Origin of the sequence: Paraburkholderia diazotrophica (assembly GCF_900108945.1) — a bacterium.
Lineage (GTDB): Bacteria > Pseudomonadota > Gammaproteobacteria > Burkholderiales > Burkholderiaceae > Paraburkholderia > Paraburkholderia diazotrophica.
Window position 1 is genome coordinate 1 of sequence record NZ_FNYE01000014.1, and the last position, 17,353, is coordinate 17,353.

Genomic DNA, 17,353 nt, shown 5'->3' on the forward strand with positions numbered 1-17,353 from the left:
AGCGTCAGGAAGAGCGCGAGATCAAGGAACGCGCGCTGGAACTGCTCGAGTACGTCGGTGTGCTGCAATACGCGGACTACACGTCACGTAACCTGTCGTACGGCCACCAGCGGCGTCTGGAAATTGCACGCGCGCTCGCGACCGATCCGAAGCTGCTCGCGCTCGACGAACCGGCTGCCGGCATGAACGCAACCGAAAAGGTCGAGCTGACGAAGCTGCTCGACAAGATCCGCAGCGACGGCAAGACGATCCTGCTGATCGAGCACGACGTGAAACTGGTGATGGGCCTGTGCAACCGGATGACAGTGCTCGACTATGGCAAGGTGATCGCCGAAGGTCTGCCGCATGACGTGCAGAAGGACCCGAAGGTGATCGAGGCTTATCTGGGTGCGGGGGTCCACTGATGGCTACGGCAATGTTGAAAATCAAGGGCCTGCAGGTCAACTACGGCGGCATTCAGGCCGTCAAGGGTGTCGACCTGGAGATCGCGCAGGGCGAACTCGTCACGCTGATCGGCGCGAACGGCGCGGGCAAGACGACGACGATGAAGGCAATCACGGGCCTCAAGCCGTACTCGGCCGGCGACATCGAGTACATGGGCCAGTCGATCAAGGGCGTGCCGCCGCACGAGTTGCTCAAGCGCGGTCTCGCGATGGTGCCGGAAGGCCGGGGCATCTTCGCGCGCATGTCGATCGTCGAGAACATGCAGATGGGCGCGTATCTGCGCAACGATACGGAAGGAATCAAGAAGGACGTCGAGCGCATGTTCGGCTTCTTCCCGCGCCTGAAGGAACGCGCGACACAGCTCGCGGGCACGCTCTCGGGCGGCGAACAGCAGATGCTCGCGATGGCGCGTGCCGTCATCTCGAAGCCGAAGCTGCTGCTGCTCGACGAGCCGTCGATGGGTCTGTCGCCGATCATGGTCGAGAAGATCTTCGAAGTGGTGCGCGAGATCTCGAAGGAAGGCATCACGGTGATGCTGGTCGAGCAGAACGCGCGTCTCGCGCTGCAGGCTGCGGATCGTGGCTACGTGATGGACTCGGGCACGGTCACGATGTCGGGCGACGCGAAGCAGATGCTCGATGATCCGAAGGTGCGGGCCGCGTATCTCGGCGAGTAAAGCTCTGCAAGATCACGTGCCGGTTCTCACGACTGGCAACGCGTAATGAAAAAGGCCGCATGCGTCAGGCATGCGGCCTTTGTGTTTTCAGCGATTCAACGCGCGGCGACGCAACCGCTCAAGCCAACGCGCCGAGCCGCTTGCCGAGGCTGATGACATCATCGGCGTGATAGCCGAGCGATTCGTAGAAAGCGCGCACATCGGCCTTTGCGCTCAGCACCTGAAGATTGACCTTCGGACAGCCGCGCGCTGTCAGTGCCGCTTCCGCGTGACGCACCAGCCGCGTGCCGATGCCCCGGCGACGTTGCGTCGGATCGACCGCGAGCGAGTACAGCCAGCCGCGATGCCCGTCGTAGCCGGCCATCACCGTGCCGACGATGGACGCATCCTTCACGGCGACAAAGAACAGCTCGGGCTGCGTCGCGAGCTTGTTCGCGATCGACAGATGCGGATTGCGCTGCGGCTTGCCCGCGTCCTTGTACTCCGGGAACGCGTCGAGCCACAGCGCGACGACGGCATCGGTGTCGGCCGCTTCGAAGCAGCGGATCGACAGTGATGAAGCAGCCGTCACAGCGTGTCCAGGATCGAGCGCAGCATCGACATCATCTGGTCGATCTCTTCCGTCGTCACGTTGAGCGCGGGCATGAAGCGCAGCAGATTCGGACGCGCGGCGTTGAGCAGCAGGCCGTCCGGCTGCATCAGGCGCGCCTTCTCGACGATCTGGTTGCCGATATCCTTGCCGAGCAGCAGCGCGCGCAACATGCCTTCGCCGCGCTCGCCCGCAAAGCCGCGCTCTTCCGACAGCTCGAGCAGCTTCGCGCGCAGATATTCGCCGCGTGCCTTCACGCCATCGAGGAAGCCGGGCGCCGTCAGTTGCGAGATCACCGAATAGCCGACCGCCGTCATCAGCGGATTGCCGTTGTACGTGCCGCCCTGTTCGCCCGCTTCGAACACCTCGACTTCCTTCTTGCACAGCAACGCGCCGAGCGGCACACCGCCGCCAACGCCCTTCGCAAGCGTCATCACGTCGGGCTCGATACCCGAGAGCTCATACGCGAACAGCGCCCCCGCGCGGCCACAGCCGCTTTGCACTTCATCGACGATGAGGAGCAGGTTGTGCTTCTTCGTCAGTTCGCGCAGTTGCTGCATGAATTCGCGCGTTGCGGGAATCACGCCGCCTTCACCCTGGATCGGTTCGAGCATCACGGCGACCGTCTTGTCGCCGATCAGCTTCTCGACGGACGCGATATCGTTCAGATCTGCTTTCGGGAAGCCCGGCACCTGCGGTGCGTAGATCGTGTCCCAGCCCGGCTTGCCGCTCGCCGACATCGTTGCCAGCGTGCGTCCGTGAAAGCTGTGATCGAACGTGATGATTTCATACGCGCCATTCTTGAACTTCTTGCCCCACTTGCGCGCGAGCTTGATCGCGCCTTCGTTCGCCTCGGCGCCGCTGTTCGTGAAGAACACCTTGTCGAAGCAGCTGTGCTGCGTGAGCAGGCTCGCGAGCTTCGCCATCGGCTCGTTGTAGAACGCGGGCGACGGATTGATCAGCGTGCGCGCCTGCTGCGTGAGCGCTTCGATCATGCCTTCGTTGCAGTGGCCAAGGGAGTTCACCGCCCAGCCCTGGATGAAGTCCAGATAGCGCTTGCCGTTGTTGTCGTAGAGCCACGAGCCTTTGCCGTGCGTGAAAACGATTTCGGGCCGGTTCGTGATGTACATCAGCGAATCGATCGGGTACTCATTGAAGTTCATGGCTACAGGCTCCAGGCAAACAGGGATAAGAAACCGCCTCGGACAAAATGGCCCAGCAACGGAAAGAAAACGCCGACAACTACATGTGTTTAACAGCACATCGTCGACAGCACGTCAAAGCAGCGACGGAAAACAAAAAAGCCACGGCATGCCGTGGCTTTCGCGATTTGAACTGCGTGCGCGTGATACTGAACACCGATACGCGCAAACCGTGACGAAGCCAGCGGCGCCCCTATGGGAGCGGCGAGCGGCGACGTCGAAGTTCGGACAGGATGCGGTTCATGCGCGAAAGAATACGACAATGCCGGCGCCCGTGTAAACCAGCAATTTGCATGTCTTCACGCATTGCCAGCCGATTCGTCATGCAGGATGACGACGCAACGATCACACTGGGTTCGCGAGATCGGCTGCGCTCGTGAACGAATCCGCGTAGAACTCGTCTTCCGGCAGGCGATGATGCTGCGTGAAATCGCGCTGCGCGGATTCGACCATCACAGGCGCGCCGCACGCATACACCTGATATGCCGACAAGTCTGGCAGATCTTCGATGACGGCGCGATGAACGAAGCCGGTGCGGCCCGTCCATGCATCGTCCGCGTCCGGCTCGGAGAGCACGGGCACGAACCTGAAGTTCGGCACTTCGCGCGCCCATTGCTCGGCGAGATCCATCATGTACAGGTCTTTCTTGCGGCGCGCGCCCCAGTACAGCGTCATCGGGCGCGTGATGTTCTTGAAGACGGCATGCTCGACGATCGCCTTCAGCGGCGCAAAGCCCGTACCCGATGCGAGCAGGATGATCGGCTTGTCCGATTCCTCGCGCAGGAAGAACGTGCCGAGCGGGGCCTCGAAGCGCAGGATGTCGCGCTCCTTCATCGTGTTGAATACGTGATCGGTGAATGCGCCGCCCGGCATGTGGCGGATATGCAGCTCGACGGGGCCCTCCGTATGCGGCGCGTTCGCCATCGAGTAGCTGCGGCGCTTGCCGTCCTTCAGGATGAACTCGAGGTACTGGCCGGCCATGTATTGCAGGCGCTCGTTCGCGGGCAGTTGCAGCTTCAGCACGACGACATCGTCGGCGTTGCGCTCGATCGAATTCACGCGGCACGGCAGCTTCTTGATCTGCACGTCGCCGATGCCCGTCACTTCGCGGATGTCGACCTCGAGGTCCGTGCAGGCCGTCGCGCAGCAGAAGAGGGCCATGCCGCGCGTCTTTTCGTCGTTCGACAGCGCCGACGACGAGTGCGCGCGCTGTTCGATTTCGCCGGCGACGACCGTGCCCTTGCACGAGCCGCATGCGCCGTTCTTGCAGCCGTACGGCAGGCCGATGCCCTGGCGAAGGGCGGCCGTCAGCACGGGCTCGTCGGGTTCCACCTGAAACTGCCGGCCGCTTTGCCGGAGCGTTACGTTAAATGCCATAGGTCGTTCGAAGTTTGAGTATAGGGAGTCGGTAACCAGTGCGTATCTTTGATCGCGGCTACAATGCGTCCACGATGAAAGCGACACGTACCTTGCGCAGACCGCGCGTGCTGATCGTCGGTTGCGGCGATGTCGGCATGCGCTGCGTGCGGCAACTGCAACGGCGCGCGCGCCTTTATGCGCTCACGCATCACGCAGAGCGCCGCGACGAACTGCGCGCGGCGGGCGTGACGCCGATCGTCGGCGATCTCGACGCGCGCAAGAGCCTCTGGCGTCTCGCGGGCCTTGCGCCAACCGTGCTGCATCTCGCGCCGCCGCAAAAGACGGGCGACATCGACATGCGCACGCGCTCGCTGATCGCCACGCTGACTGCACCGCGCATCAGGCATGCCCGCCATGTCGAGGCACAGCCGACGGGGCGGCTGAGGTCCGCGCGGCAAGGCATTCGTGCTCGCAAAACATCCGTTATTGTACCCGACGGGGGTATCGCGGCCGCTGCGGCGGGGCACTACGCCGGCGTGCGTCCGCGCATCGTCTACGCGAGCACGACGGGTGTCTATGGCGATTGCGGCGGCGCGTGGCTCGACGAAACGCGGCCCATCGCGCCCGCGAACGAGCGCGCGAAGCGCCGCGTGTCGGCGGAGACGCAGTTGCGGCGCGCAGCCGCGCGGCGTGCGATTGCGGCGAGCATCGCGCGCATTCCGGGCATCTATGCGGGCAACCGGCTGCCGCTTGCGCGGCTCGAGAGGCGCACGCCCGCGCTCGTCGATGCCGACGACGTCTACACGAATCATATCCACGCCGACGACCTCGCCGCGATCCTGCTGCGCATGGCGACGCATGGTCGTCCATCGCGCGTGATCCATGCATCCGATGACACGACGCTCAAGATGGGCGAGTACTTCGACCGGGTCGCGGACGCGTTCGGCGTCGAACGGCCGCCGCGCATCACGCGCGACGAAGCGGAGCGGCAACTCGAACCGATGATGCTGTCGTTCATGCGCGAGTCGCGGCGCCTTGTCAACGGCCGGCTCAAGCGGGAGTTGCGCGTGCAGTTGCGCTATCCGAGTGTCGATGATTTCTTGCGTACGGCAGCACGTCGCGCGTGAATGCTGTCACGCGCGGGGCTACACGCAGCGACGCTGCGAAGAAAAGCGAACGCGTTCGTGAGACCGCGACGCCGTCAGGTGAGGGCAGGCAGCGCTTCCAGCAGCACGAAACAGCAGATTGCGCCGATCAGCGCTGCGATCAGATTGGGCGCGTACTTGTGCCGGATGTGCATGACGGCCAGCAAGCCGCCGACAAGCAGTATCGCGAAGCAGATGATCGCGACCATCCCGTACGAAATCGCCAGGTTGCCGTAGATGACCATGGCGCCTCCTTGCCCGCTTTGTAATGTTTGTTAGGACGAGTATAGGACGGGCGTTCGTGGCAAGCATGCTGCGTCGCAGCGTTGCGAAAGGCTTTTATCGCCGCTTTGTTCGGAATCCAACGCAGTATGGGGGCGTCTGAAAAGCAGGCGGCGTGGAACGCGCTTATACGACACGCAGCGATTCGAGGTTGGCTTCATCGAGCCATTGCCACGCGCCTTCAGCAAGCGAAGCGGGCAGCGCGAGCCCGCCGATCCGTTCGCGATGCAGCGCTTCCACGCGATTGCCCGCTGCTGCAACCATCCGCTTGACCTGGTGGTACTTGCCTTCCAGCACGGTCAGTTCGAGTTCGTGCGCGCCGCGCGCATGCGCCGCGATGGCAGCAACTGGCTTCGCTTCGCCATGCAGCAGCACGCCTTCGCGCAGCGCGGCGAGCTGCGCGTCGTCGAGGGGATGACGGGTCGTTGCCAGATAGACCTTCGGCACCTTGCGTTTCGGCGACGTGTACGCATGGACGAACTGGCCATCGTCGGACAGCAGCAGAAGCCCCGTGGTGTCCTGATCGAGCCGTCCGACGCACTGCACGCCGCGCGTCGCGAACTGCGCGGGCAGCAGATTGAAGACGCTCAGATGATGTTGCGGATCGCGAGAGCATTCATAACCCGCCGGCTTGTTGAGTATGAGATACGCGCGTTCGCGATACGGCCACGGCGCGCCGTCGACTTCGAACGTGAGCGCGTCGGTTGCGACATCGGCGTCGGGATCGTCGATCGTCGAGCCGCCGATCGACACGCGGCCGTCCGCGATCAATGCGCGGCACTGGCGGCGCGAGCCGAAACCTTGGGAAAAGAGAACGCTTTCGAGATTCATTGGAACGGGCAGAGGGGCGGGCACGAGCCGCGATGCATCAGACGATGACCTTGCCCTTAAGCATCGAAGGACACCGTCATCGCGTGCATTCTACCCGCCGCCTTTGCTTGCCTTGCGCCGCTCGCTTCAACACACGCGACGCGTCACGCCTACGCCCACGATTCGCTCGCCCGCGGACTCTCGGCGATCCGCACGACGCTCGAGCATGGGGCTCGAAAGCGGGATGGCGTCGCCGTCTGCGCCTTGATCGCCTTGTGTGCTTCCCTCGCCGGCGAATCGCTGGATCGTCAGGAAGGAATCACACAGCAAGAACCGGAGCGCACGGACGGGCCGAAATCGCGACGATGGGCTTCTCGTCATCGCGTCATGGAGCCCTCCGATGCGTTCCCGCCTTCCCCGCTTTCGCTTTCCCGTTGCCGACGCCAGCCTGTCCGCGTCGTTCCAGCAGCTCGCGTGGTCGAACCTGATCGCGCAATCCGCCGAACAGATCAGTCTCGCCGCCGCGCCCCTCGTTGCCGTGTTCACGCTCGGCGCGACGGCCCGCGATACGGGGCTTCTGCAAACGGCGCAGACGCTGCCGTTCCTGTTGCTGTCGATACCCCTCGGCGTCGTCGCCGACCGCCGCTCGCGCCGCATGTTGATGGCCGTCTCGGAGAGCGTGCGCGCGCTGGCGATGGCGAGCGTGCTGCTGCTCGTGCTGTCGCATGGACTGACGCTGCCGCTGCTCGCCGTGCTCGGCTTTCTCGGCGCGACGGGCACGGTTGCGTATAGCGTCGCCGCGCCCGCATTGGTCCCCGCGCTCGTCACGCGCGACGCGCTGCCCGCCGCGAACGGACGCATCGAACTGGCGCGCAGCGTCGCGTATTCGGCGGGGCCGGCGATGGGAGGGCTGCTGGTCGGCTGGATCGGTGCGGGCTGGGCGTATGGCTGCGCGGCCGCGCTGTCGGCGCTCGCGGCCGCGTTGCTCGCGGGTTTGCGCGAGCCGCCGCGCGTCGTCGGCGCCGCGCGTCACTTCATGGCCGAGTTGCGCGAAGGCGCGCGTTTCGTGATCGGCGACGAGTTGCTGCGGCCGATGCTCGCGACAGCCGTGTTCTTCAACATCGGCTTCTTCACGCTGCAAGCGGTGTATGTGCCGTATGCGGTGCATCGGCTCGGGCTGAGCGCGTCGGCGATCGGCGTGACGCTCGGCGCGTATGGCGTTGGCATGGTGTGCGGCGCGCTGGCCGCGCCGTCTGTCGCGCGGCGGGTGGCGTTCGGGCGCACGCTGATCATCGGGCCGTTTTGCGGGCTGGCTGCTTCTCTGACGATGGTCGCGACGCTCGCCGTGCCGTCGTTCTGGCTCGCGGCAGCGAGCTTCTTCCTGCTCGGCGCGGGGCCGATCCTGTGGACGGTCGGCTCGACGACGCTGCGTCAGGCGATCACGCCGGCGAACATGATGGGCCGCGTGTCGGCGCTCAACAGCACGGCGACGTACGGCGCGCGGCCGCTCGGCGCGCTGCTGGGCGCGGCCGTCAGCGCGCGCTTCGGAATGGACGCGTGTCTCGTCGTCGCAGCACTCGGCTTCGTCGCGCAGGCGTGGATCATCGTGATGTCGCCGGTTGCGCGGCTCGCGCGGATTCCGGACGACGCGGCGGTGTTGTCATCGTGACCTGCGCCGTACGAATGCTTTCCGCGAGCCGTCACTCCTTGCCGAACTCCTTCGCCGCGCGGGCAATCGCATCGGCCGTCGCACCCGCGTGCGCGACGGACACGAGGTGGCTCGACGGCGTCTCGACGATGGTCGCGCCGATCCGGTGCGCCATCCAGCGTTGGATTTCCGGCGACACGGCGCGGTCGCGGGTCGTCACGATGTACCACGACGGCTTGTAGCGCCACGCGGCCTGCGTCACGCGCTCCTCGAACGCCTTGCCCGCGATCGGCTGCTGCGCGGCGACGAGCACGCGGGTGAGGCTTTCGGGCACGTCGGCGGCGAAATCGCTGTGGTACTTCGCCGGATCGAGCCACAGAAAGCCGGCGGCGTCCTTATTCATCGCCGAGCCGATCGGCATCTGCGGGCCGCGCTTGAGCACGTCACCCGTCGATTCGCCGACGTCCGGCGCGATCGCCGCCACATAGACGAGGCCGACCACCTTCGATGCGTCCGGTCCCGAACCCGCCTCCGTGATCACGACGCCGCCCCACGAATGACCGACCAGCACGGTCGGCCCGGATAGCCGGGCGAGCGCGCGTCGGGTTGCGGCGACATCGTCGGCGAGCGACGTCAGCGGAATCTGCACGGACACGACGCGATAGCCCTTCTTCTGCAGCCGCTCGATCACGCCGTTCCAGCTCGATCCGTCGACGAACGCGCCGTGCACGAGCACGATGTTCTGCACCGGGCCGGGCGGCGGCGCGGAATAGGCGGCGGCGGGTCGCGGCGCGGAAGCAGGGGCGGGGGCAGAAGCCTGGTCGGTGGAAGGCGCCGCGGCAGAAGGCGCGGCGGCGGGTGCCGGCGATGTATCGGCGTCCGGGGCGGCGGGGGCTGGCGCGGCCGACGTATCGGGTGCGGGCTGCGGCGCGGGTTGTCCGGTCTGGGCGTGTACGCCGGAGGCGACGACGCAGACGCTAAGGAGAACGGCATAGAGCAGACGTTTCGGCGACATGGCGACTCCATCATCGGCTGGACCGGATTCTCGGAACATACCGACCGGCAAGCGGGGTGACAACCGCTATCTAGAGGCAATTTCGGACACGTTGGACGGTGCTTTGGCGGCTGGGCGGCGCGTGGCTGCGGCGGCATAGGCCGCGCAATGCGAATTCCATGAAACGCGGTTGCTCGCGCCCGTTCTGTGGGCACTTCGCAGGAGGGTACAATTTACGGTTTTTCCGGACGCGTTCTGTGCGTACCGCGTGGATTTCAATGCAGTGGAGTGAGACATTTTGAGCAACGGACAGCAGCATGACGGCCTCCAGCGTGGGCTGAAGAACCGGCATATCCAGCTGATCGCGCTGGGCGGCGCGATCGGCACGGGCCTCTTTCTCGGATCGGCGGGCGTATTGAAGGCGGCGGGGCCGTCGATGATCCTCGGTTACGCGATCGGCGGTTTCATCGCCTTTCTCATCATGCGACAGCTCGGCGAAATGGTTGCGCAGGAGCCCGTCGCCGGCTCGTTCAGCCACTTCGCATTCAAGTACTGGGGCGACTTCCCGGGCTTCCTGTCGGGCTGGAACTACTGGGTGCTGTACGTGCTCGTCAGCATGGCCGAACTGACGGCCGTCGGCACCTACGTGCATTTCTGGTGGCCGGGCGTGCCGACATGGGTCTCGGCGCTCGTCTGCTTCGTCGTCATCAACGCAATCAACCTCGCGAACGTCAAGGCGTACGGCGAAACCGAGTTCTGGTTTGCGATCATCAAGGTCGTGGCCGTGATCGGCATGATTCTGTTCGGCGGCTATCTGCTGATCAGCGGCCATGGCGGTCCGCAGGCGTCGGTTACGAACCTGTGGGCCGACGGCGGCTTCTTCCCGCACGGCTTCAACGGCCTCTTCATGATGCTCGCCGTGATCATGTTCTCGTTCGGCGGACTGGAATTGATCGGCATCACGGCGGCAGAAGCCGACGAGCCGCAAAAGAGCATTCCGAAAGCCGTGAATCAGGTGATCTACCGGATTCTGATTTTCTACATCTGCTCGCTGGTCGTGCTGCTGTCGTTGTATCCGTGGAATCAGGTGGCGGAAGGTGGCAGCCCGTTCGTGATGATCTTCTCGCAGATCGGCGCGAGCCTGACCGCGAATGTTCTGAACGTGGTGGTGCTGACGGCGGCACTGTCCGTGTACAACAGCGGCGTCTATGCGAACAGTCGCATGCTGTACGGTCTTGCCGAGCAAGGCAATGCGCCGCGCGTGCTGCTGAAGGTCGACGGCCGTGGCGTGCCGTATATGGCGATCGGCCTGTCCGCGCTCGCGACGTTTGCTTGCGTGATCATCAACTATCTGATTCCTGCGAAGGCGCTCGACGTGCTGATGGCGCTCGTCGTGGCTGCGCTGGTACTGAACTGGTCGCTGATCAGCCTGACGCATCTGAAGTCGCGTCGCGCGATGATCGCGAAGGGTGGGAATCTCGTGTTCAAGTCGCTGTGGTTCCCGCTCGGCAACTGGATCTGTCTCGCGTTCATGGCAATGATTCTCGTGATCCTCGCGATGACGCCAGGACTCAACGTGTCGGTGCTGCTCGTGCCCGTATGGCTCGTCGTGATGTGGGTGGGCTATGTGCTCAAGCGTCGGCGCGCGGCCGCGCATGGGCTCGCGGGAGCGGCGAGCGGGCGCTGAGCCGGTGTGATGCTTTTAGCCGGCGCGTTGATGTCGAGCGCCTCAGATCGTTTGATCGGATACGAATCGAGCCGGATTTGCCGTGAGGCGATCCGGCTTTTTTGTGTTCGAGCGGATTCGAATGGGCTTGCGTGCGGGTGGTCCGCGCTGCCGACGCAGCGTGGCCCGCAGAAAACACAAAACCCGCGGCATCGGATCGATGAACGCGGGTTTGTCGGGGTGATGCTGAACTGAAGCTAAATTCTGGTGCCCAGGGCCGGACTCGAACCGGCACGCCTTGCGGCGGGGGATTTTGAGTCCCCTGCGTCTACCTGTTTCACCACCTGGGCTTGATCTTCGTCGCTTCTTGGTCTTTCGACCTACCTTGTCGCGAATTACACGCTGGCACCTCGCGAGACGAAGACGCAGATTATGGCCGAAAACGCGTCGGCGGGCAAGCCGATGCCCGATCTCGCCGCCTGGCGGACGCTAGACCGTGCGCGAAAACCGCTGCAACGGTTGCTGGCCCAGGTAACGGTCGAACACCATCGCGATGTTGCGCACGAGCATCCGTCCCGCCAGTTGCACATCGATCCGCCGTGCGCCGATTTTGACGAGCCCGTCGTCTTCGAACGGGCGCAGGCGCTTCAGTTCCGGGGCGAACGTGTCGTGAAAGTGGATGCCGTACGCAGCTTCGAACTCGTCGAAGCGCAATTCGAGGTTGCACATCAATTGCGTGATGACGTCGCGCCGCAGGCGGTCATCGAGGGAGAGGCGCACACCGCGACTGATCGCCAGCTGGCCTTTATCGATGGCTGCCGCGTAGCCCACCAGATCCTTCGCGTTTTGCGCGTAGACATCGCCGACCTTACCGATCGACGACGCCCCAAAGCCGATCAGATCGCAGTCCGCGCGCGTGCTATAGCCCTGGAAATTGCGATGCAGCGTGCGCTGGGCCTGGGCGCGCGCGAGCTCGTCAGTGGGCAGCGCGAAATGGTCCATGCCGATGTAGACGTAGCCCGCGTCCGTCAGCCGCTCGACCACGCGGCGCAGGATCGCGAGCCGTTCAGCGGGAGAAGGCATCGTGGACGGGTCCATCTGCCGCTGCATCTTGAAGAGCTGCGGCATGTGCGCGTAGCCGAACACCGAGAGCCTGTCGGGCGCGAGCGCGAGCATGGTGTCGAGCGTCCGGCTGAAGCTGTCGACGGTCTGATATGGCAGGCCATAGATCAGATCGACGCCGATCGAATGGAAGCCCGTCGCGCGCGCGGCGCGCATCACGCTCGCCGTCATCTCGAGCGGCTGGATGCGATTGATCGCCCGTTGCACGACAGGGTCGAAGTCCTGCACGCCCAGACTCACGCGATTGAAGCCGAGATTGCGCAAATGGACGATGGTTTTCGGGGACGCTTCACGCGGATCGACTTCGATCGAAAACTCGCCTTCCGAATCGCTGCACAACGTGAAGTGTTCACGCGTGGCGGCCATCAGCTCGGTCATTTCGTCGTGCGACAGAAACGTCGGCGTGCCGCCGCCCCAATGCAGTTGCGATACGGGCCGCGCGGTGTCGAAGAGCGGCGCCTGCAACGCGATTTCGCGCTTGAGCTGGTCGAGATACGGACGCGAACGCGCGCGGTTCTTCGTCACGACCTTGTTGCAGCCGCAATAGAAGCAGACGGTGTCGCAAAACGGAATATGGAAGTACAGCGAGAGATCCGTGTCGGACGCGCCCTTGTCGGCGGCGGCGCGGCGGTAGTCGTCGGGATCGAAGTCGTCGCGGAACTGGACGGCCGTCGGATAGGACGTATAGCGCGGGCCGTTCGAACTGTATTTCGCGAGCAGGTCGGGGCGGAATAGTGCGTCGGCGGAAGGAGCGGTAGTCATCGGATTCATATCCCGACGCCTGCCGGATGATGCGCGAACCGCCTGGTCGTTGCGTGCGGGAGCGGCTCGATCGTGTGCTCGATGGAAATGGGCAGGCGCCTTGCGAGCGTGATATCTGTTGCCAAAGTATGCAAATGAGTTTACGGGAGCAGGGCGCGCGAAACCTTGTGTAAAAAGGTCGCATGCGTCAAATGGCACAATGTGGGCTGAGCGGCGGCCACTTCGATCCGGGTGGGCCGGCCTCGTCGAGTGTTTGTCGTTCAGGAAAGCGGAGTGTCTGTCGAATTGTCCCAACCGTCGTCCGCGACAGCGGATCACGCGTGCCGTCCCAACTGCGGCGCGTGCTGCATCGCGCCATCGATTTCGAGTCCCATTCCCGGCATGCCGGACGGCAAGCCGGCAGGCGTGCGCTGCGTGCAACTCGGCGACGATCTGCGCTGTGCGATCTTCGGCAAGCCGGAACGTCCTGCCTGCTGCTCGGGTCTACAACCGCAGGCCGACATGTGCGGCAACTCGCGCGACGAAGCGTTGATCTGGCTCACGCGTCTCGAAGCCGATACGCGGCCATGACATGATGACGTGATGGCTGCGCGCCGATAGTCGAAGCACTCGCGCGGCAAGACCATCACGAGAACCTGAAAAAACACCCTTTGGCAGCAACACAAGCAACACCGATGCGGCGCGTCCGCTGCGTCACGAGGAGAATCTGCATGACCCATCCCGCAGCGCCCGCACGGCGCCGCTTTCTGATTTCGGCGCTGTCCGCGTGTGCAGTCGGTGGCTTGACGACGTCGCTCACCGCGTGCGCGACGTCGACGTTCCCGTTTATTCCGGATTACTACACGTTTTCGCAGAAGCAGGTACAGGAAGCCGTGCAGCGCAAGTTCCCGTATCAGCGTACGGTATCGCAGGTGTTCGAGGTCGCGTTGATGCATCCTGTCGTCGGCTTGCTGCCGGATACGAACCGCGTGTCGGTGCGGCTCGACGCGCGGCTCGCAAGTCCGTTTCTGCAGCAGCCGGTCAACGGCGTGTTCACGCTATCGAGCCAGCTCGAATACGATCCGCAGAGCCGCTCGGTCGTGCTGCGCGCGCCGAATGTGGAGAACGTGAGCGTCGACGGCGACGCGCAGGCCTACACGCAGCAGATCAACGCAGCCGCAGCCGTGCTCGCGACGCAGCTGCTCACCAACTATCCCGTCTACACGTTTAAACCCGACCAGCTGCAATTTGCCGGGGTGACTTACGAACCAGGTACAATCACGGTCCTTACAAACGGCATACGCGTTCAGATCGTCGAAAAGTGACGGCGCGCGGCCGGGCGGACCGCGCCGTCATTGCTGATGCGGTCGCGCGTCGTCAACCCCCAAACGAAGAGGGCCACGGATGGACTGGATACTCACACTGAAGGCGCTGATTCTCGGCATCGTCGAAGGCTTGACGGAATTCTTGCCCGTGTCGAGCACAGGCCATCTGATCGTCGCCGGCAGTCTGCTGAATTTCGACACGCCGCAGGAAAAGACTTTCGACGTCGTGATCCAGCTCGGCGCGATTCTCGCCGTGTGCTGGGAGTACCGTCAGCGAATCGGCAATGTCGTCGCAGGGCTCGCGACGCGGCCCGACGCGCGCCGCTTCACGCTGAACGTGATCATCGCGACGATTCCCGCCATCGTGCTCGGCCTGCTGTTCGAGAAAGCGATCAAGGCCGTACTGTTTTCGCCCGTGCCCGTCGCGTTTGCGCTCGTCGTCGGCGGCGTGCTGATTCTGTGGGTCGAGTCGCGCCAGCGCGGCCGGCAAGACCTTCAGCCGCGCGTGCATTCGATGGACGACCTGAGTCCGCTCGATGCGCTCAAGGTCGGTTTCGCGCAATGCTTCGCGCTGGTTCCGGGCATGTCGCGCTCGGGTTCGACGATCATCGGCGGCATGCTGTTCGGGCTCGACCGGCGCGTCGCGACCGAGTTCTCATTCTTCCTCGCGATACCCATCATCTTCGGCGCGACCGTTTATGAGATGCACAAGGACTGGCAGGCGCTGTCGTCCGACGCGCTTGGGCTCTTTTCGATCGGTTTTCTCGCGGCGTTTGTCAGCGCGTTCGCGTGCGTGCGCTGGCTGCTGCGCTATATCGCGGCGCACGATTTCAGCGCGTTCGCGTGGTATCGGATCGGCTTCGGCTTGCTGATCCTTTTGATCGGCTACAGCGGTGGATTGAGCTGGGCAGATTGACGCCGCGCTCGGGACGGGCACATTGCAAATGAAAACGGCCTGCCGTTCGTGAACGGCGGGCCGTTTCTGTTTGTGCTTCGCCAGCGTCGCTCAGGCGTCCGGACGGCGCCGGTAAATCAGGTCCCACACGCCGTGTCCGAGTCGTAGGCCGCGCTTTTCGAACTTCGTCACGGGACGATAGTCTGGACGCGGCGCGTAATCGTCGGCGGTGTTCTGGAGCGCAGGTTCGGCACCGAGCACTTCGAGCATCTGCTCCGCGTAGTTCTGCCAGTCGGTCGCGCAGTGGATGTACGCGCCCGGCTTCATGCGCGACACCAGCCGCGCGACGAACTTCGGCTGGATCAGGCGCCGCTTGTGATGGCGCGCCTTGTGCCAGGGATCGGGGAAGAAGATGTGCACACCGTCCAGGCTTTGCGGCGCGATCATGTTCTCCAGCACTTCGACCGCGTCGTGCTGGATGATGCGGATATTCGACAGGTTCTGCTCGCCCATCAGTTTCAGCAGCGCGCCGACGCCCGGCTCGTGCACTTCGACGCCGAGGAAATCGTCGTCGGGACGATGCGACGCGATTTCTGCCGTCGTCGCGCCCATGCCGAAACCGATCTCCAGAATGCGCGGCGCGCGCCGGCCGAAGACGGTGTCCCAGTCGGGCTGCTCGGGCGCGTACGGCACGACGAAGCGCGGGCCGAGTTCCTCCATTGCGCGGCGCTGGCCCGTCGATACGCGGCCTGCGCGTGTCACGAAGCTGCGGATGCGGCGCAGATGCAGCGCTTCTTGCGGCGCAGCGGCGTCGGAGGTTTCCGGGGTTTCGGCGGGCGCCGATGCGTCGTCGCTGGAAATCTGGGAGGTGTCGCGCGGCAGACCGGCTTCGTTCGGATCGTGAATCATCGTGGATGAAGGCTAGCGTGTGGCGGCGGGAACGGCTGGGCGTGAGGGCGGGCGCGTTTCATCGACGGATAGCGCACCACAAAAAAGCCGCCTTCATGGAGGCGGCTCTCACGCTGGATTCTCCGCCTCGTCTCTCCGCCTGTTCGTTGCGCGGCAGAGGGAGCGGCTGAAAGTGGAGCGGGCGATGGGAATCGAACCCACGTCTCTAGCTTGGGAAGCTAGGGTAATAGCCATTATACGACGCCCGCAGAGCGCGCCATTTTACGCGGTTTCGGCGGATTTGGGCAAATCGCCGGGCACGCACGCGCCCGGCACGGAAACATGAACCGGTCAGATGCCGAACAGCGTCAGCGACACGGCAGCTCGCGTCACGACCATCAGCAACACCTGCACGATCACGAACAGCAGGATCGGCGAAAGATCGATGCCGCCGAGGCGCGGCATGATCTTGCGCAGCGGGTTGAGAAACGGCGCCGTCAGCTCATACAGGATCGGCATTGCGGGCGAGCGGGGATTGAGCCACGACAGCAGCGCCATCAGGATCGTCAGCCAGATCAGCAGGTTCAACGCCCACTTGACGACGGTCAGTAGCGCGACGATCAGCAGCGACGGCATCAGCCCGAGCGGATCGACGCCGACGATCACCACCATCAGCACCACGTAGACAATCGACGTGATGAGCGCAGCGACAATGCTCGCCCAGTCGATGCCCCGCACGCCCGGAATGATCTTGCGCAGCGGCAACACGAGCCAGTTGGTCACTTGCAGCACGGCGCTCGACACCGGGTTGTACGGCTGCATGCGCACGAACTGGAGCCATGCGCGCAGCAGCAGAGCCGCGCCGAACAGCGTAAAGATGGTATTGAGCAGAAAACGGGCGATATCGCCGAACATCGTGGGTCCTTTCCTTCAGAAGACGTCTCGCGCGAAGCGGGACGCATGGCGCCGGCAAGCCGGCGGACGGCTGGAAACACCGAGCGCGCGCCCTACGCCGCGCAGCTCACCAGAATGCTTGCGCGTGCCGCTTGCGGCGGCGCTGCGCGGACGGCCGCGTCAGACGGCGACCTTGACTTCGCTGATCAGGATTGTGCCGTTGCCGCCGTCCGTATAGTTGGGAATGTCGGCGAGCAATGTGTCGCTGGCGGGTTTGAAGACCTCGTAAAACGCCTCGACGGTATCGAACAGAAAATGCCCCGCGGCGACGAACGGCGGCGGCGAGCCCGGCGGCCCGCCGTTGATGCCGGCATCGACCGACCAGCCCTTCAGCGATGCGCCGAACAGCCTGGCGGCGAGCGGCATATGCGTGCCGCAGTAATAGTCGATGTCGAAACGTCCGCCTTCCCGATACGGATAGAGGATGCTGACCTTGATCATTGTGCGTTCTCGTCGGTTGTTCACGAAGCGCGAGTGAGGCGTCGTGCGCCCTGATCGCGTCGTTGCGCGCGTGTTGGTCCTGGTCGTGCTGGGGAGACGGGTGGCGCACAGTCCGCGACTCCGATAGAGGCGCGCAAGCCGCCGTAGTCCCGTCGATGCCGGTCGTCACATT

18 protein-coding genes and 2 tRNA genes are annotated in these 17,353 nt (G+C 64.2%); 8 read left to right on the forward strand and 12 right to left on the reverse strand.

Annotated features, from left to right (window positions below; all coding sequences use genetic code 11):
• Nucleotides 1-404 (forward strand): ABC transporter ATP-binding protein (locus tag BMW76_RS18665; RefSeq protein WP_143062281.1); only part of this gene is annotated, 404 nt, incomplete at its 5' end.
• Nucleotides 404-1,120: an ABC transporter ATP-binding protein gene (locus tag BMW76_RS18670; protein WP_090867686.1), complete on the forward strand. Its 717-nt coding sequence runs from the start codon at nucleotides 404-406 to the stop codon at nucleotides 1,118-1,120. The genes BMW76_RS18665 and BMW76_RS18670, both read left to right, overlap by 1 nt.
• A gap of 118 nt (nucleotides 1,121-1,238) precedes the next feature.
• Here the strand turns inward: BMW76_RS18670 and BMW76_RS18675 are convergent, their stop codons facing one another.
• From BMW76_RS18675 to BMW76_RS18685, 3 genes are all read right to left on the reverse strand, one after another.
• Nucleotides 1,239-1,691, reverse strand: coding sequence for a GNAT family acetyltransferase (locus BMW76_RS18675; protein WP_090867689.1), 453 nt, complete (start codon nucleotides 1,689-1,691; stop codon nucleotides 1,239-1,241).
• The gene (locus tag BMW76_RS18680; protein ID WP_090867691.1) at nucleotides 1,688-2,872 is read right to left on the reverse strand and encodes an acetylornithine transaminase; all 1,185 of its coding nucleotides are present in this window, start codon (nucleotides 2,870-2,872) and stop codon (nucleotides 1,688-1,690) included. The genes BMW76_RS18675 and BMW76_RS18680 overlap by 4 nt, the downstream gene beginning before the upstream one ends.
• A gap of 384 nt (nucleotides 2,873-3,256) precedes the next feature.
• Complete coding sequence (locus BMW76_RS18685; RefSeq protein WP_090867693.1) at nucleotides 3,257-4,288, reverse strand: CDP-6-deoxy-delta-3,4-glucoseen reductase; 1,032 nt, start codon at nucleotides 4,286-4,288, stop codon at nucleotides 3,257-3,259.
• A gap of 74 nt (nucleotides 4,289-4,362) precedes the next feature.
• Between BMW76_RS18685 and BMW76_RS18690 the strand changes: the two genes are divergently transcribed.
• Entirely contained in the window at nucleotides 4,363-5,397 is a 1,035-nt protein-coding gene (locus BMW76_RS18690) for an NAD-dependent epimerase/dehydratase family protein (RefSeq protein WP_090867984.1), read from the forward strand.
• A 74-nt stretch (nucleotides 5,398-5,471) separates the two neighbouring features.
• On the opposite strand, the gene BMW76_RS18695 is transcribed toward BMW76_RS18690, so the two are convergent.
• Complete coding sequence (locus BMW76_RS18695; RefSeq protein ID WP_090867695.1) at nucleotides 5,472-5,660, reverse strand: hypothetical protein; 189 nt, start codon at nucleotides 5,658-5,660, stop codon at nucleotides 5,472-5,474.
• Between the two features lie 163 nt (nucleotides 5,661-5,823).
• Entirely contained in the window at nucleotides 5,824-6,528 is a 705-nt protein-coding gene (locus BMW76_RS18700; RefSeq protein WP_090867697.1) for a pseudouridine synthase, read from the reverse strand.
• Between the two features lie 379 nt (nucleotides 6,529-6,907).
• Between BMW76_RS18700 and BMW76_RS18705 the strand changes: the two genes are divergently transcribed.
• On the forward strand, nucleotides 6,908-8,176 hold the full coding sequence (locus BMW76_RS18705; RefSeq protein WP_090867699.1) for an MFS transporter: 1,269 nt from the start codon (nucleotides 6,908-6,910) through the stop codon (nucleotides 8,174-8,176).
• 31 nt (nucleotides 8,177-8,207) lie between these two features.
• Here BMW76_RS18705 and BMW76_RS18710 read toward each other — a convergent pair whose 3' ends face one another.
• Nucleotides 8,208-9,170, reverse strand: coding sequence for an alpha/beta hydrolase (locus BMW76_RS18710; protein ID WP_090867701.1), 963 nt, complete (start codon nucleotides 9,168-9,170; stop codon nucleotides 8,208-8,210).
• A gap of 277 nt (nucleotides 9,171-9,447) precedes the next feature.
• Here BMW76_RS18710 and BMW76_RS18715 point away from each other — a divergent pair, with 277 nt between their 5' ends.
• A complete protein-coding gene (locus BMW76_RS18715) occupies nucleotides 9,448-10,836 on the forward strand; it encodes an amino acid permease (protein ID WP_090867703.1) in 1,389 nt (462 codons plus the stop codon).
• 244 nt (nucleotides 10,837-11,080) lie between these two features.
• Here BMW76_RS18715 and BMW76_RS18720 read toward each other — a convergent pair.
• A tRNA-Leu gene (locus BMW76_RS18720) sits at nucleotides 11,081-11,165 on the reverse strand.
• Nucleotides 11,166-11,304: 139 nt separating this feature from the next.
• Nucleotides 11,305-12,699 carry an oxygen-independent coproporphyrinogen III oxidase gene (gene hemN, locus BMW76_RS18725; protein ID WP_090867986.1) on the reverse strand — a complete coding sequence of 465 codons (1,395 nt, stop codon included), beginning with the start codon at nucleotides 12,697-12,699 and terminating at the stop codon, nucleotides 11,305-11,307.
• Nucleotides 12,700-12,972: 273 nt separating this feature from the next.
• Between hemN and BMW76_RS18730 the strand changes: the two genes are divergently transcribed.
• The 3 genes from BMW76_RS18730 to BMW76_RS18740 all read left to right on the forward strand — a co-directional run bounded on the left by BMW76_RS18730 (nucleotide 12,973) and on the right by BMW76_RS18740 (nucleotide 14,919).
• A complete protein-coding gene (locus BMW76_RS18730) occupies nucleotides 12,973-13,269 on the forward strand; it encodes a YkgJ family cysteine cluster protein (protein ID WP_090867705.1) in 297 nt (98 codons plus the stop codon).
• A gap of 140 nt (nucleotides 13,270-13,409) precedes the next feature.
• Nucleotides 13,410-14,003, forward strand: coding sequence for a DUF1439 domain-containing protein (locus BMW76_RS18735; RefSeq protein ID WP_090867707.1), 594 nt, complete (start codon nucleotides 13,410-13,412; stop codon nucleotides 14,001-14,003).
• A gap of 79 nt (nucleotides 14,004-14,082) precedes the next feature.
• A complete protein-coding gene (locus tag BMW76_RS18740) occupies nucleotides 14,083-14,919 on the forward strand; it encodes an undecaprenyl-diphosphate phosphatase (protein ID WP_090867709.1) in 837 nt (278 codons plus the stop codon).
• A gap of 90 nt (nucleotides 14,920-15,009) precedes the next feature.
• Here the strand turns inward: BMW76_RS18740 and trmB are convergent, their stop codons facing one another.
• The 4 genes from trmB to BMW76_RS18760 form a co-directional block, all read right to left on the reverse strand.
• Entirely contained in the window at nucleotides 15,010-15,807 is a 798-nt protein-coding gene (gene trmB, locus BMW76_RS18745) for a tRNA (guanosine(46)-N7)-methyltransferase TrmB (RefSeq protein WP_090867711.1), read from the reverse strand.
• Nucleotides 15,808-15,980: 173 nt separating this feature from the next.
• A tRNA-Gly gene (locus BMW76_RS18750) sits at nucleotides 15,981-16,055 on the reverse strand.
• Between the two features lie 82 nt (nucleotides 16,056-16,137).
• Nucleotides 16,138-16,701 carry a YggT family protein gene (locus tag BMW76_RS18755; RefSeq protein WP_090867713.1) on the reverse strand — a complete coding sequence of 188 codons (564 nt, stop codon included), beginning with the start codon at nucleotides 16,699-16,701 and terminating at the stop codon, nucleotides 16,138-16,140.
• Nucleotides 16,702-16,860: 159 nt separating this feature from the next.
• On the reverse strand, nucleotides 16,861-17,181 hold the full coding sequence (locus BMW76_RS18760; protein ID WP_090867715.1) for an EthD family reductase: 321 nt from the start codon (nucleotides 17,179-17,181) through the stop codon (nucleotides 16,861-16,863).
• Between the last annotated feature and the right edge of the window lie 172 nt (nucleotides 17,182-17,353).